The sequence below is a fragment of the Acetobacter syzygii genome, assembly GCF_000964225.1.
GTDB lineage: Bacteria > Pseudomonadota > Alphaproteobacteria > Acetobacterales > Acetobacteraceae > Acetobacter > Acetobacter syzygii.
The window spans coordinates 111,262-126,145 of the sequence record NZ_BAMZ01000014.1; the positions used below are offsets into that span (position 1 = coordinate 111,262).

Consider the following 14,884-nt stretch of genomic DNA (forward strand, 5'->3'; position numbering starts at 1 on the left):
CGGGCATCACTCCTTGGGCCTTACGGCCCGAAAATCAGATCAGCGGCCTCCCGTGCCCGAGCGGGGGAGAGCAAAAAACCATGACGGTACATGCCATTAACATAGACATGCCGCCCCTGCTGCACCACGCGAGGCATATTATCAGGGTAGGAGGGGCGCAGTCCGGTTCCCATTTCCAGAATTTCGGCTTCCGCAAAACCGGGATGAAGTGTCCATGCGGAATTCAGCAGTTCCATCATGGAGCGCACGGTCATGCCGCCAGCATTCTCGCTTTCCACCATTGTGGCCCCAACCATGAACACATGGTTATCCCGCGGTACAATGTAAACCGGAATACGCGGGTGCAGCATACGCACAGGGCGGTGCAGAATAACATCGGGGCAACGCAGCAGCAGCATCTCGCCCCGGACCCCGCGCAGGTAGTCCAACTGGTCACGCACATGCAGGCCCGTGCAGTCCACCACCCAGTCAAACCCGCTCTCGTCCAAAGTCTGCGCGGTTGCCAGCACGACCTGCCCCCCCATTTGCAGCAGGCTTTGTGCCAAGGCTGGTAATGCCTTGCGGGGGTCTACATGCCCTTCATCCGCAAAGAACAGACCTTTTTGAAAACGTCCGGCAAGGTCCGGTTCCAGCCGTGCAATATCCGCTTCACCCACGGTTTGAAAATGGGACGTACGCCGCCCAAAACGGGCCAGTTCCCCCACATCGCGCGCAGGCGCCAGAACCAGACTACCTTCCCGCACCACACCGGGAACGTGGGCAGCCCACCAGTCAACCGAATCGACCGACTGGGCCGTAACTTCCGCCGGAGCAGACTCCGCCTCGCACCAAGGGGCCAGCATACCCCCTGCCATCCAGGAAGCCCCGGCCCCAACCCGTTCCGCGCAGTCATACAAGGTGACCACACCACCACGTTCGGCCAGTGTTACGGCGGCGGTCAGGCCCGCCACACCTGCCCCTTTAACCAGAATGCGCGGTTTGCCGTTCATAAGCCCTGCTTTCCACTGTGTGCCTGTTTGGCACATGTTATGCGATATGCGCGTGTTATAACACAAACGGCGCGCACCTTAACGCTCCGCCTCCCTGCCTGTCCTTCACAAAAAGCGAACCAACAACACCATAAGCAGACAACATTCTGTAATTGCAGTCACAATCCAGCGCACACCCATATACCCCGGCGGCACCCAGCCGCGCTGCCATGCTGCACGCTCTACAAGTGCGACAAGTGGAAAAGCCACAGCCAACAGGGCAATACCGGCCAAGGGGTGCCAAATAAGCCCGGTGCACGCCGCGGCCCAGCCCACCAGTGCTGGCACCACCCCAAGAAGCAGGCGCATATGATCCGTACGCCCGGCAGAGGCGACAAGAATGGTCCTGTCCGTCTCCAGCGCCTGCCCCCAATGAACCGCACCGATAAAGGAAAGGGAAATGGCGCCATACACAACCAGCGCCGTAAGCAGGTTGGGAACCGGGGTATGGGAATCGTAGAACACAATGCCGCATGTGCACACAATATAGGGCACAACACCTGCCAGCATTAGAACCACACCCAGAAAGGGAAGCTTGTTCATAGGGGGAAGGACAACCTTTTCTCTGTATTTTCTTGTTCTCAGTGTTGACAGAAAAGCCCAAGACGCTGCCACTAGCAACCGCATGGGCCAGAGGCCCCATGTGAGGTTTCGTCATAGATCAAGAATAAAAAACGGCGGTACCGGCCCCAGCCTGTACCCACTGACAAGCAGGAACAAACACACCATGAGCGCCATTGTTGACATCATCGCCCGCGAAATTCTGGATAGCCGTGGCAACCCCACCGTGGAAGTGGACGTGGAGCTGGCATCTGGCGCCAAAGGCCGTGCGGCAGTGCCTTCGGGTGCATCAACCGGCGCGCATGAGGCCGTGGAACTGCGCGATGGCGATTCCAAGCGTTACGGCGGCAAAGGTGTACTGAAAGCCATTGAAAATATCGAAAACGAAATTCTGCCAACCCTTCAGGGTGCAGAATCGGCAGACCAGATCGATATTGATAATGCCATGATCGACCTAGATGGCACGCCCAACAAAAGCCGTATGGGTGCCAACGCCATTCTGGGTGTTTCTCTCGCTGTTGCCAAAGCCACCGCAGCAGAACTGGAAGTCCCTCTTTACCGCTACGTTGGTGGCGCATTTGCCCACATCCTGCCTGTACCGATGATGAACATTGTCAACGGTGGCGAACATGCGGACAACCCGATCGACATTCAGGAATTCATGATCCAGCCGGTTGGTGCTCCTACCGTGGCTGACGCCATTCGCTGGGGTTCCGAAATTTTTGCACAGCTCAAAAAAGCCCTGAGTGCAGCAGGTCTGAACACCAACGTGGGGGATGAAGGCGGTTTTGCGCCAGCCCTTAAATCCGCAGATGAAGCACTTGGATTTATTACCCGCGCAGTGGAAGCCGCAGGCTACCGCCCCGGCCTGGATGTGACCTATGCTCTGGACTGCGCGAGCACCGAGTTCTTCAAAAACGGCAGGTACGTCATGGAAGGCGAAGGCAAAAGCTTCGATTCCGCTGGCATGGCCGCATATCTGGAAGATCTGGTCAGCCGCTACCCCATTGTTTCCATTGAAGACGGGATGGCCGAGGATGACTGGGAAGGATGGGCATTGCTGACCCAGACACTGGGCAAAAAAGTACAACTGGTCGGGGACGACCTGTTTGTTACCAACCCAGAACGCCTGCAACGCGGCATTAAGGCTGGCATTGCAAACTCCCTGCTGGTCAAGGTCAACCAGATTGGCACACTGACCGAGACACTACAGGCCGTGGAAATGGCGCACCGTGCAGGCTACACAGCCGTTATGAGCCACCGTTCCGGGGAAACGGAAGATTCCACCATTGCCGATCTGGCGGTTGCCACCAACTGCGGACAGATCAAAACCGGCTCCCTCTCGCGCTCTGACCGGACGGCCAAATACAACCAGTTGATCCGTATTGAGCAGGAGCTGGTAACTGCAGCCCAATATGCGGGGCGCACCATCCTCAAAAACAGCTAAGAGCGCCATAACGCTCCAAGCACTCTGGCCGGTCCCCCTTTAATGAGGGGGACCGGCTTTTTTGTGCACAACGCACTTTCCCACAGCGCCTAATATGGGTTAGACATTACTGAGTATTTATCTCTCTCTGTCACCACACCTTAAGGCTAGGAGCTGACCAAAAGTGCAGATTGGCCGTTTCTTCCGCCGTGTTATTCGGGCTGTGGTGCCCCCTTTGGCGTTTTTAAGCATTGCTGGCTATTTTGGCTGGAACGCAACACAGGGCGAGCATGGTATGCACGCATACCAGCAACAACTGGGGCTACTGGAGCAGGCCAAGCAGGCACGTTCGGATGCACAGGCCGAGCAAAACGCATGGAAGCGCCGCGTTAATGGCCTGCGGGAAAACACGCTGGATACGGATATTCTGGACGAACGCGCACGCGCCATGCTGAACATGGCCAACCGGAACGATGTTGTTGTACCCTACGACCGGCGCGATCCGCTTTTTTAAAACCCGGACCGGTTTTTTTACCTTAATTCCAGCCCGACTCTATTGGACATTACGACACAAAAAAACGGCGCTCTGGAGCGCCGTTTTTTTACACCATACCGATATGGCCAAAATTACTTAATTTTGGCTTCACGGAATACGACGTGCTTGCGTGCAACCGGGTCGTACTTCTTCAGTTCCATTTTACCCGTGTGTGCACGAGCGTTTTTCTTGGTCACATAGAAGTAACCGGTGTCAGCCGTCGAGACGAGACGGATCTTGATGACGTTGGTCTTGGCCATGACTTCCTCAGCAGAACATATTTACAGAGCCGGTCCATACGGCTCCGGCGGTGTTCAAGTTGCGGCAAAATGCGCATACAAAGGCAAAAGGTCAAGCTTTCTTACATCAATATGGCGCCGCGAACGCCAAAAGGAGACGATTTCATGCTGGATGTGGCAACCGCGCGGGCCAGAATTCTGGAAAACCTGCCATCCTGTGGGCAGGAAACAGTGGCCCTGACAGCAGCTTGTGGCCGCATTCTGGCGCAGGATGTTCACGCGCGCCGGGCCAACCCACCTGTTTGTGTATCCGCCATGGACGGATACGCCGTTCAGGCCGCAGATGCTTCCGCAGGAGCAACCCTGACAGTTATTGATGAAGCCCCCGCTGGCAGGCCTTCCAGCCGGACTGTGGTGTCTGGCACATGCATTCGTATTTATACTGGCAGTCAGGTTCCTGACGGGGCTGATGCCATTGTCATACAGGAAAACACCGAGCGGACCGACCAGACAGTCACCCTGACCCAGGCCGCACACACAGGTCAGTTCATTCGCAAACAGGGGCAGGATTTTGCGCAAGGTGCTGTGCTGCTGACCGCAGGCAGCAGACTCGGCCCACGGGATATCGGGCTGGCAGCCGCTGGTGGTCTGGTCTGGCTGCCAGTCCGCCGCCGCCCCCGCGTGGGTATTCTGGCAACAGGAGATGAAATACTCCTCCCCGGTGATACAGCCCCCCCCGATGGCATTTTCAACTCTGCCTCCTTCATGCTCTCAGCCCTGCTTACGCAGGAAGGGGCGGAAGCCATTGTGCTGCCCATAGCGCGCGATAACGCAAGCTCACTCTCCTCTGCTTTTGCCCATACCCATGATCTGGACATGCTGATCACCATTGGCGGAGCAAGCGTGGGCACCTACGACCTTGTACGCTCCACGTTGGAAGCAGAAGGACTGATCCAGAATTTCTGGAAAATAGCCATGCGTCCGGGTAAACCTCTTATGTCTGGCACGCTCAGGGGAATGCCTGTGCTGGGTTTGCCGGGCAATCCCGTGGCCGTTCTGGTTTGCAGTATGGTGTTTGTGCTACCCGCCCTCCACAAACTTATGGGGCGCTCTGCCTCCAACACACCAGACATGCAAACAGCCCTGCTGGGAGCAGACGTGAAAGAAAACGACCAGCGGCAGGACTTTTTACGCGCGACACTCCACACCAACGAAACGGGGCAACTGGTCGCCACTCCCTTTACCCGCCAAGACTCCGCTCAATTGAACATTCTGGCGCAAAGTCAGGCTCTGGTCATACGTACACCGCACGCAGCAGCCCAAAAAGCAGGAACACCTTGCAGCATCCTGCGGCTCCCCTGAATTAAACATTGACAAAAACAAGAACCTACATAGAACAAACTATGAGATTTATATTCCATTCCGAACTGACAGGCCGAGGTGCGAGATGCTGACCAGAAAACAGCACAAGCTTCTTCTTTTTATTGATTCGCACCTCAAACAGACCGGCTTTTCCCCCTCGTTTGATGAAATGCGCGAGGCTATGGGCCTACGCTCCAAGTCCGGTATTCATCGCCTGATTTCTGGTCTGGAAGAACGGGGTTTTCTGCGCCGTCACCACCACCGCGCCCGGGCGCTGGAGGTTATTCAACTCCCGGAAATGGAGGACGAACTGCCCTCCAACGTTATTCGCGGCAGCTTTACCCGGCAAAAACAGGATTCCATCAAAATTCCCCTCTATGGGCGTATTGCCGCTGGCCTGCCGATTGAAGCCATGGCAGATACCTCGAACTCCCTGTCCATCCCTGCCGATATGCTGGGGAGCGGGGATTATTATGCGCTAGAAGTCGCTGGGGATTCCATGATCGAGGCCGGGATCCTCGATGGTGATCAGGTCATTATTAAAAAATCCGATCAGGCAGAAAACGGGCAGATTGTGGTTGCTCTGATTGACAATCAGGAAGTCACGCTCAAGCGTTTACGCCGCAAAGGCAACATGATTGCGCTGGAACCTGCCAATGCCCGATACGAAACACGGATTGTCCCTGCAGAACGGTTGCATATTCAGGGCCATCTGGCCGGATTGATCCGCCATTACTAGATGGAGTGAATACTCCATCCCCATTGATGATATGGCCTGTGCCTTACAACATTAAGGGTCAGGCCGAAGGAGCGGTGCACAAACATCCTCCCACGCCGGAAAACGCGCTGCCACGGCAGATACGCTCTCCGGCGTAACCTGCTTAAGATGTTCAACTTCTGCCAGAATACGCACGTGCCCCTTGTGGGCAATGGTCTGGCTATTTGCGTTATTGAGCGGTCCATTCAGCACAACGCCTGCAACAGCAACACCCCTGCTTTTTAACGCCTGTATGCTTAACAGGGTATGATTGAGTGTGCCCAGCCCACTGCGGGCGACCAGCACAACAGGCAGCCCCCATTGCACTGCCAGATCCAGCATCATCACTGTATCTGTTACAGGAACCATCAGGCCACCGGCTCCCTCCACCACCAAAACCTTACCCTCTTCCACCCTGGGCAGCACAAGTTGGGCAGGATCTATGTGTACGCCTTCCGCCTCAGCCGCGGCCTGCGGTGAAAGAGAGGCCTGAAATGCCCCCGCGGGAGGAAAGCACAAAGGCTGGCCCGCCAGATCGGCCACCGTGCAGGTGTCCCCTTCCTCATCTGCCAGACCACTTTGCAGGGGCTTCCAGTATGCAGCCTGCCAACGTTTAACCAAGCAGGCAGACACAAATGTTTTGCCCACCCCTGTGTCCGTACCTGTTACAAAAACACCTGCAACCGGCGGTTTACGGAAACAGCCATACGCCAACTCCCACGTCATCGACGCTCCCATCTGATCCAAACGGCAGACTACGCGACGGAGCATCCCGGCCCCCATAGGCTTACGCCCCTTCTGGGGAACAGATGCGCCGGTGGCTTTAAGGTGTTTGATAAACCCAAGTGCATTACCAAAAACCTGCACGCAGTGTTCACGCTCCCACAGGCCAGAATACAGGTGTGGTATCCACCCATGTAACTGCGCATGGTCGGGATAAACAGGTGTGGCGGCCTGAGCACCTTCTGCCGCACAGGCGGCCTTCCACTCTGCAAAGGTGCCTGCGAGCAAAGTCGATACCGCTAACACGCCCCTCGGAGCCAACATATCGCCAAGGCGGGCCATAACCTGCTCTGGTTGTTCCAGCCATTGCATGACAAGATTGCCACAGATTACGTCAAACGGTCCGTCAACCGTTGGGTGGGCTGCATCCATCAACTTGAAGGTTGTTGAAGGCGGTGTATTGCGCCTGGCCCGTTCGAGCATATGGGGCGCAAAATCGGTTGCCACAATCTGTGCCTCTGGCCAAAGCCGAGCGAGTTGTGCGGTCAGCAGGCCGGTCCCACAGCCTATTTCCAAAATACGTTCCGGTTTTCTGCCCGCCAATATGCGTACAAGCCGTTCTGCCAGCGTCCGCGCTGCAAGGCGCTGCATGGTTGCAGCGCCTTCATATCCATCGGCCTGATCAAAACTGTGCCGTATGCGCTCCCTGTACGATGTGCCGGTCATTTACGCTCTCTGTTCCATCTTTTCTCGGGCATCCTGCAAAAACGCCACACAGTCCTGTAAATGGGTGTGTGGCAACATATGCCCACCATCCAGCCACTGTACGCCCGGACCACCAGCAAAACTCTCCTCGGTCATGGCGGGAGAGACAACGGGGTCCTGCCGGGCAGCCAACACACAATATTGCTCTGGAATACCAGCCAGTCTGGACCGGACATCCCCCGACACAAGCAACTCAAGCCCTTTTTGCAGGTTGGGAATACAAAGAGGCTGCTCCACCTCCCCCGCGCCGCATAGACCACGAAAATCAGCCAACACCTGCTCTGGCCTGCTGGACAGACCTTTAACCATACGCTGCAAAACCCGCACTTGCACCCCAGCCGCAAAATCTGGCCGTGCCGCAAAAGCCGCAAAGGCATTAATCCCTACCAGCCTGTTTGCACGGGAAAGTTCCATATGCTGTGCAAGCCACAAGAACCCCAGAGAATGCCCAATGCCCAGCATAGGGCGGCCCTGTGCCTGCACGGCCTGCACCTGCGCCATAGCCTGCGCAGGTGTGTTTGCCCCCTGCCCAACAAAACCCAGATCCAGCACACACGCATCCGCCCAACCCAGCGCAGCCAGCAAAGGAGTCCAGAAGTCCGGCCCAAAACCCCAGCCATGCACAAATACGGGCTGTACAGGCATTATTCCTGCTCCAGTGGGCATGTAGCCCTGACCGCATCCACCACGGCACGGGCCAGACCCTGCATCTGCTCGTAAGTATGATGGGCGTGGAAAACCACCCGCAAACGGCACCCTCCCGGTGGTACGGTTGGTGGGCGAATGGCAACTGCCAGAAAACCCGCCCGCTCTACCGCCTGAGCAACAGCAAGGGCGGTTTGTTCCGCCCCCACCACCACCGGCACGATCTGGGTGGTCGATGGCCCGACCTCCAGCCCAGCCTGAACCATTTTTGACCTGAACTGCGTGGCAAGGTCTGCCACATGCGCACGCTCGGCAGCCATGCCCGGCAGCAGGTCCAATGCGGCATCCACAGCGCCCAGCACCAGAGCAGAAGGTGCTGTGGAATAAATAAAGCCCGATGCCGTATTATCCAACCAGCGGCACACCGCATCAGATGCAGCCACAAACGCCCCCATCCCTCCGAGTGCCTTGCTAAAAGTCCCGATAATCAGATCTGCCTGTCCGCTGGCCAAACCCTTGCCCTGCTCGCCCAGAATGCCCGTGGCGTGCGCCTCGTCCACACATAAAAAAGCATTGTGCCGTTGGGTTATGCGCTGCAGTGTCGGCATATCTGCCCGGTCTCCATCCATGCTGAAAACGCTCTCGGTCAGCACAATTTTTAACCCGGCCCCCACTTCCTGCCCCAATAATGCATCCAGATGCGCCATATCATTATGCCGGAAACGTTTGGGGCGCACACCCGCTGCCGCACATCCGTGGTACAGGCTGGCATGAATCAAACGGTCCACCACAACAACGGGGGGGGCTCCCATAATCTGGGTAGAAAAACGCGCGAGTGCTGGCACGACAGAGGCATTGGCCTGCCAGCCCGAAGCAAGTATTCTGGCTGCTTCCATGTTTTTAAGCTGTGCCAGACGCCGCTCCAGTGCCACTGTTTGTGGCGGCGTACCTGTTACCAGACGGGAGGCACCACTCCCTGTTCCTTCTACCTTCGCCCACATATTTGCGCGCTCAAGCAGGAGCGGATGCGTGCGCAGGCCCAGATAATCGTTGGACGAAAAATCGACCAACACCGCATTACTCTCGGGGCGTTGCAATAATCCGGGGCCAGCCCCATGCCATTGCTGGCAGGAGCGCATACGCCCCTGCGCGGCAAAACCAGCCAGTCCCTGCTGGAAAAGATTGTCAAACCGGGTCATGACATCTCTGGTGCCGGAGCCAGCTCGCCCGGTCAATCATCTACAGGAACACTCCGCATGTCTGCTCCCGCTTCCATGCCCGACTGGTACCAACAGGGCCTCCCCCACATCTGGCTCCCATACAGCCAGATGAAGACCGCATCCGCTCCGCTGGCGGCACAGAGCACGCATGGGAGCCACATTACCCTGACCGATGAACGTACACTGGTGGATGGCGTGGCAGCATGGTGGACCGCCTGCCACGGTTACAACCACCCCTATATTCGTCAGGCGGTTATGAAGCAGTTGGAAACAATGCCGCACGTGATGTTCGGCGGCATGGTACACGAACCCGCCTTACGCCTGGCCAGCCGGTTATGCGCCCTGTTACCCGGCGATCTGGAACGGGTCTTTTTTACGGACTCCGGCTCCGTTGCCGTAGAAGTCGCCATGAAAATGGCGATCCAGTACCGGCTTAACAAAGGCGAGCACCAGCGCACAAAAATGCTGGCCTTCCGCGGCGGCTACCATGGAGACACGCTGGCCACCATGGCAGTATGCGACCCTGAGGAAGGGATGCACCATTTATATGGTTCGGCTTTGGCGGAACATGTTATTGCCCCCCTCCCGGTTGATGAGACCAGCACACGGGCTTTTATGGACCTGCTCGCCCGCCATGCGCACGAACTGGCTGGCATTATTATGGAGCCACTTGTGCAAGGCGCCGGGGGAATGCTTTTCCATGCCCCACAGGTTTTGCGCACGGTTCGCGCCGCAGCAGACCAGCATGACGTATTGCTGATTCTAGACGAAATTTTTACGGGTTTTGGCCGAACCGGAACACTCTTCGCCTGCGAACAGGCGGGCATTACGCCAGATATCATCACCCTTTCCAAAGCCCTGACGGGTGGCACCATGGCGCTTGCAGCAACGGTTGCGCGCCGCCATGTTTTTGAGGCGTTCTGGGCAGATAATCCTGACCACGCACTGATGCACGGCCCCACCTTTATGGCTAATCCGCTTGCCTGCGCCTGTGCCAATGCCTCTCTGGACTTATTCGAGGCAGAACCCCGGCTGGAACAGGTTGCCGCCATCAACGCGCTTATGACCGAAGCGCTGGAACCCTGCCGCACATTACCCGGCGTGCGGGATGTGCGTACACTTGGAGCCATTGGTGTTGTAGAACTGGACAGGATTGCCAACCCGGATGCCCTACGCCAGCAACTGATTGCCCATGGGGCATGGATACGGCCATTCCGTAATATTGTTTACCTTACCCCGGCCTTTACAATCAGCGAGCAGGACCTGCTGTTCCTGTGCCGTACCATCCATACTGTACTGGCAGCCTAGGGGACCGGGCTTTGCTGCAACCATGCGCGGGCGGCCTCTTCGTCCGTTTCCCGCGCATCAACCCATTGTGCCTGGCCGTTTGCATACTCCTCACGCTTCCAGAAGGGAGCGCCGGTCTTGAGCCTGTCGATCAAAAAAGTTGTAGCTTGCAGAGCCGCCGCGCGGTGTGATGCACTGGCACCCACAAAAACGATACCGGCCCCCACCTCCAGCCGCCCCACACGGTGGATGACTGTGCAGCCAGTCAGGTCAAACCGGGCCTGAGCCTCCTGCGCCAGTGCGTGCAAAATGCCCTCGGTCATGCCGGGGTAATGCTCAAGGGTCATGGCAACAAGCCCATCCCCGCCACGAACCTGCCCGACAAACAGACCAATCCCACCCGTAAGGGGCGAAAGGGCACTCAGGCGGGCTGTTTGCACGCCCACATCAAACGGAGCCGTCTGCACGGCAACATGGAGAGGCATAATCCGCTTAACCGCCCGTCATGGGGGGGAAAAAGGCAACTTCATCCCCCGGATGCACCACCTGTTCAAAGGTGCCCAATGTTTTGTTAATGGCAACACGCAGTCTGGGCTGTTCGGCAAATGCTGCTGCAATGGAAGGCGTTTCACCCTCAATCTGGTGGCGCAACGCTGTGACTGACAAACCATGCGGAGGAATAGCCACACTCAGGCTATCCAGCCCAACCTGCTCGCGTAAGGCTGCAAAAAACAAGACTGTTACATGATCCGCCATGATCCGCCCGATCCACCTTATAACTTGTAACATGCCCCTGCGCTGGCAGGGCGTTCATAGAGAATACACAGCCATGTCTGCCGCACCTAATGGGTCGGCAGATGCCCGGTACGGGGTGTACCTATGGTGCTGATTGACCCATCTGAATGGATAAGCGTTGTTGTGCCATCGCCATTTGGAATTTCAATGGGGGCTGCAGCGGCTTTGCCCCCCCCTGCTGGTTTGACCACATTCGATGGAAGGGCGGACGCACCGTATTCGCCATGCCCCACAACACCTTTATGAATACTCTCCTGCTCGCCAATGCTCATTTCCTGCCCATCTGGCAGTTGCGGGCCGGTGGCTGTTGCCTGCCCGGCAGCAGGTGGCCTGCCTGCCCGGCCTCTGGCCACATCCTCAAGCGTTGGCAAGGGGTCTGGGGGGCCGGGCCATATATTGCCGCCCTGAGGCAGAATGGGCACTTCCTTGGTGGCCTGCCCCTGTACTCGCCGCATATTCAGGTCCGAGCCTGATGGAGCATTAGGGTTTTCGCCGGGGAGAGTCATTGTGTCGGACATAACTTTTTCAAAGCCCGCACACCCACTCATCATGACGCACACTCCAAGAAGAGCGGCTCTTCGCATACCCAGACTCCGTATTACGCCATTATTCCGCAGCGACAGGTTCTTTCAAAGCCTGTCTTTCCGTGCGGCAGCACCCATAACACATGGCGCAACGCCAGTCGCCCAGACGTTGGCCTACGTGTTTGGGCCTTCTACAGATCTACGTGCTGCAACCCCTTGGTCAGATAATCCCATCCGGTAATCATTGTCAGCACCCCTGCAATCCAGAGCAGCACGGCACCAATCAGGGCTACAGGCAACCACGGCATACCCAGCAGTGCGCCTGTTCCATCTCCCGCCAGCAAAAAACCAATAGCCGTCATCTGAAAGCCGGTTTTCCACTTTGCCAGCCGGGTTACGGGCAGGCTGGCGCGCCGCTCTGCCAGATATTCACGCATACCAGATACCAGAATTTCCCGGCACAGAATGATAATGGCTGGCCACAGACTCTGGTATGGCAGACGCAAAAAACCAGCCAGCACCATAAGGCAGGCCCCCACAAGCAACTTGTCTGCTATGGAATCAAACATCCGCCCAAAGTCGGAAAGCTGGTGGCGCGAGCGGGCCAGTTTGCCATCAAAATAATCGGTAATACCGGCCAATATGAACAGAAAACACGCAATGGCGTCTGTTTGTGGCGTTCCCCATGCGGCAAATCCGACCACAATGGGGATTGCCACAATACGCGAAAGAGTCAGGACGTTGGGAAGGTCGGTCAACATTGCTGTCTATGCTAGCGCATTTCCCCCCGGACTGGAATGGTTTGACTTATCGCAAAGTCGTCAATCACGCACATTTCTCCCGCAATGCAGCCATTTGCCACCACCGGACTGGCCATACCGGATTTAATCCGATGACCAGCCGGGGTGAAAATGCCCATACACGGCCCGGGCAATCTCGCGGCTCACCCCCGGAGCGGCTTCCAGCGCATCCAGTCCTGCCTGTTTGACCGCACGGGCGGAACCAAACGTATTGAGCAGCATTTTTTTGCGTGCGGGCCCAATACCGGGAATATCATCCAGTTCGGACGTAACCAGCGCCTTGGAGCGGCCAGACCGATGGGTGGTAATGGCAAAGCGATGGGCCTCATCCCGCAGTCTTTGCAAATAGTACAGAACCGGATCCCGCTGATCGAGCTGGAACGGCTCCGTATGGTCCGTGTAAAACCACTCCCGCCCGGCATCCCGGTCCGGGCCTTTGGCAATGCCAACGAGCTTGACCCCCGACACCCCCAGATCTTCCAGTACGGTTTTAACGGCTGAATACTGGCCTGCCCCGCCGTCAATCAGCAGAACATCGGGCCAGTTTGAGGTATCGCCTTCATCCGCCTCCTTCAACGCGCGGCCAAAGCGGCGTTCCAGCACCTCCCGCATCATGGCAAAGTCATCCCCCGGCGTAATGGGGCCTTTAATGCGGAATTTGCGATAAGCCTTGCGGTTAAAACCCTCTGGCCCCCCCACAATCATCACGCCATAGGCGTGTGCGCCCTGAATGTGGCTGTTATCGTACACCTCAATGCGTTCTGGGGGGGCATCCAGACCAAAAACCTCGGCTACACCTTTAAGCAGCTTGGCCTGCCCGGCTGTTTCCGCCAGCCTACGGTTAAGTGCATCGCGCGCATTGGTCACGGCATGGTCAACGACCTGCTTTTTCTCCCCCCGTTGCGGGTTGAGAATATCCACTTTTTTGCCACGCCGGAGCGACAGTGCTTCTACCAGCAAAGCACTTTCCGCCAGAGGATGGTTCACCAGAATCTGGGCTGGGCAAGGCTTGTCATCATAAAACTGGACAATAAATGCGGACAGGATATCCGGCGCGGTCTCATCCTGCGCATGGGCGGGAAAAAAGGAGCGACTTCCATTGTTGCGTCCGCCACGCACAAAAAAGACCTGAATGCAGGTTTGTCCCGCTTCCTGCCAAAGACCGAACACGTCCGCATCCTGCAAGGAGGCAGGGTTGATCACATTGGAATCCTGCATTTGCGCCAATGCGCGAATACGGTCGCGCAGAACGGCGGCACGTTCAAAATCCAGTGCTTCAGCCGCCCTGTTCATATCCGCTCCCAGCGTGTCCCGCAGGGCGGTGTCCTTACCGGATAAAAAATCCCGCGCCTGTTCCACAAGCTGCCCGTAAGCCTGCTGGTCTATGCGCTCCACACAAGGGGCCGAACAGCGCTTGATCTGGAACAGCAGGCACGGACGACTGCGGCTGTTAAAAACCGAGTCCGCGCAGGACCGGAGCAAAAACACACGCTGGATCAAATTAAGCGTCTGATTGACTGCCCATGCGGAGGCAAATGGCCCCCACAGGCTGGCCCCCTTGACGGCCTTGCCCCTGTGCTTGGCAATCTGAGGAAAAGGCTGCCCATCTGTAAGCATAAGCCAAGGGTAGCTCTTGTCATCACGCAGCAGAATATTGAAGCGGGGCTTCATCCGCTTGATGTAGTTAGCCTCCAGCAGCAGGGCTTCGGCTTCTGTATGGGTGGTCACAATTTCCATAGATGCCGTCTCCGACACCATGCGCCGCAACCGTTCGGGCAAACGGGCTACCTGCGTATAGGATGTGACCCGCTTTTTAAGCGAAAGCGCTTTGCCCACATACAGCACCTCACCACGGCTGCCGAGCATACGGTACACCCCGGGCGAAAACGGCATGGTGCGCAAGGCGTGCCGGATAACCTCCACCCCTTTAAGGGGCACGGCCTCCACGGCATCACCCTGCGTTGGTGTGCCGTCCGGTGTTGAATTTTGTGCAGTCATCTGGTGCTCTTTGGGGGGCAATCAATTTCATCCACCGTTTTTGTGGATAAGTCTGTGGACGATGGGGGGCCGAAAGGGTGCAAACCGCAGATTTTCAGCCCTTCCAACGGATTGCATATTTTTTAATCAAACAAGTCAGAGCCTTGATTTGAAAGGATTTTACGCTTTAGCACTCTTTGCCGGTCTTTGCTTTTTTGAACTCTTTGTTGAAAATAGGGC

At 56.9% G+C, this 14,884-nt stretch carries 16 protein-coding genes; 5 read left to right on the forward strand and 11 right to left on the reverse strand.

Translation table 11 applies throughout. The annotated features are described in order from the left end of the window. Nucleotides 1-20 precede the first annotated feature (20 nt). On the reverse strand, nt 21-989 hold the full coding sequence (thiO, locus tag Absy_RS06535; RefSeq protein ID WP_048853932.1) for a glycine oxidase ThiO: 969 nt from the start codon (nt 987-989) through the stop codon (nt 21-23). A 105-nt stretch (nt 990-1,094) separates the two neighbouring features. Beyond that, nucleotides 1,095-1,571, reverse strand: a complete 477-nt coding sequence (locus Absy_RS06540; RefSeq protein WP_048853933.1) for a DUF3429 domain-containing protein — start codon at nt 1,569-1,571, stop codon at nt 1,095-1,097. Nucleotides 1,572-1,755: 184 nt separating this feature from the next. Here Absy_RS06540 and eno point away from each other — a divergent pair, with 184 nt between their 5' ends. Then, the gene (eno, locus tag Absy_RS06545; protein ID WP_048853934.1) at nt 1,756-3,036 is read left to right on the forward strand and encodes a phosphopyruvate hydratase; all 1,281 of its coding nucleotides are present in this window, start codon (nt 1,756-1,758) and stop codon (nt 3,034-3,036) included. Nucleotides 3,037-3,199: 163 nt separating this feature from the next. Next, nucleotides 3,200-3,529: an FtsB family cell division protein gene (locus tag Absy_RS06550; RefSeq protein WP_048853935.1), complete on the forward strand. Its 330-nt coding sequence runs from the start codon at nt 3,200-3,202 to the stop codon at nt 3,527-3,529. 113 nt (nt 3,530-3,642) lie between these two features. Here Absy_RS06550 and rpmG read toward each other — a convergent pair whose 3' ends face one another. Next, on the reverse strand, nt 3,643-3,810 hold the full coding sequence (gene rpmG / locus Absy_RS06555; RefSeq protein ID WP_003623017.1) for a 50S ribosomal protein L33: 168 nt from the start codon (nt 3,808-3,810) through the stop codon (nt 3,643-3,645). Between the two features lie 69 nt (nt 3,811-3,879). On the opposite strand from rpmG, the gene Absy_RS06560 reads away from it, so the two are divergent. Both Absy_RS06560 and lexA read left to right on the forward strand, forming a co-directional pair. Then, nucleotides 3,880-5,151 (forward strand): molybdopterin molybdotransferase MoeA, encoded by a 1,272-nt coding sequence (locus tag Absy_RS06560; RefSeq protein ID WP_084596951.1) that lies wholly within the window; start codon nt 3,880-3,882, stop codon nt 5,149-5,151. Nucleotides 5,152-5,236: 85 nt separating this feature from the next. Beyond that, nucleotides 5,237-5,890: a transcriptional repressor LexA gene (lexA, locus tag Absy_RS06565; protein WP_048853937.1), complete on the forward strand. Its 654-nt coding sequence runs from the start codon at nt 5,237-5,239 to the stop codon at nt 5,888-5,890. 51 nt (nt 5,891-5,941) lie between these two features. Here lexA and bioD read toward each other — a convergent pair whose 3' ends face one another. Genes bioD through Absy_RS06580 form a run of 3 tightly spaced genes read right to left on the reverse strand, consistent with a single transcriptional unit; the run spans nt 5,942 to nt 9,240 of the window. Continuing rightward, nucleotides 5,942-7,357: a dethiobiotin synthase gene (gene bioD / locus Absy_RS06570; RefSeq protein ID WP_048853938.1), complete on the reverse strand. Its 1,416-nt coding sequence runs from the start codon at nt 7,355-7,357 to the stop codon at nt 5,942-5,944. Then, nucleotides 7,358-8,041: an alpha/beta fold hydrolase gene (locus Absy_RS06575; protein WP_048853939.1), complete on the reverse strand. Its 684-nt coding sequence runs from the start codon at nt 8,039-8,041 to the stop codon at nt 7,358-7,360. After that, nucleotides 8,041-9,240, reverse strand: a complete 1,200-nt coding sequence (locus tag Absy_RS06580) for an aminotransferase class I/II-fold pyridoxal phosphate-dependent enzyme (protein WP_048853940.1) — start codon at nt 9,238-9,240, stop codon at nt 8,041-8,043. Before Absy_RS06580 ends, Absy_RS06575 begins: the two co-directional genes overlap by 1 nt. A gap of 57 nt (nt 9,241-9,297) precedes the next feature. Here Absy_RS06580 and Absy_RS06585 point away from each other — a divergent pair, with 57 nt between their 5' ends. After that, a complete protein-coding gene (locus Absy_RS06585) occupies nt 9,298-10,569 on the forward strand; it encodes an adenosylmethionine--8-amino-7-oxononanoate transaminase (RefSeq protein WP_048853941.1) in 1,272 nt (423 codons plus the stop codon). Here Absy_RS06585 and Absy_RS06590 read toward each other — a convergent pair. The 5 genes from Absy_RS06590 to uvrC form a co-directional block, all read right to left on the reverse strand. Continuing rightward, entirely contained in the window at nt 10,566-11,033 is a 468-nt protein-coding gene (locus Absy_RS06590) for a molybdenum cofactor biosynthesis protein MoaE (protein ID WP_048853942.1), read from the reverse strand. The two genes, Absy_RS06585 and Absy_RS06590, sit on opposite strands and share 4 nt — an antisense overlap. Before the next feature lie 7 nt (nt 11,034-11,040). Continuing rightward, nucleotides 11,041-11,304 (reverse strand): molybdopterin converting factor subunit 1, encoded by a 264-nt coding sequence (gene moaD, locus Absy_RS06595; protein ID WP_048853943.1) that lies wholly within the window; start codon nt 11,302-11,304, stop codon nt 11,041-11,043. A gap of 86 nt (nt 11,305-11,390) precedes the next feature. Then, nucleotides 11,391-11,927: a hypothetical protein gene (locus Absy_RS06600; RefSeq protein WP_048853944.1), complete on the reverse strand. Its 537-nt coding sequence runs from the start codon at nt 11,925-11,927 to the stop codon at nt 11,391-11,393. 131 nt (nt 11,928-12,058) lie between these two features. Beyond that, the gene (pgsA, locus tag Absy_RS06605; RefSeq protein ID WP_048853945.1) at nt 12,059-12,628 is read right to left on the reverse strand and encodes a CDP-diacylglycerol--glycerol-3-phosphate 3-phosphatidyltransferase; all 570 of its coding nucleotides are present in this window, start codon (nt 12,626-12,628) and stop codon (nt 12,059-12,061) included. A 123-nt stretch (nt 12,629-12,751) separates the two neighbouring features. Beyond that, nucleotides 12,752-14,665, reverse strand: a complete 1,914-nt coding sequence (gene uvrC / locus Absy_RS06610; RefSeq protein ID WP_084596969.1) for an excinuclease ABC subunit UvrC — start codon at nt 14,663-14,665, stop codon at nt 12,752-12,754. Nucleotides 14,666-14,884: the final 219 nt, after the last annotated feature.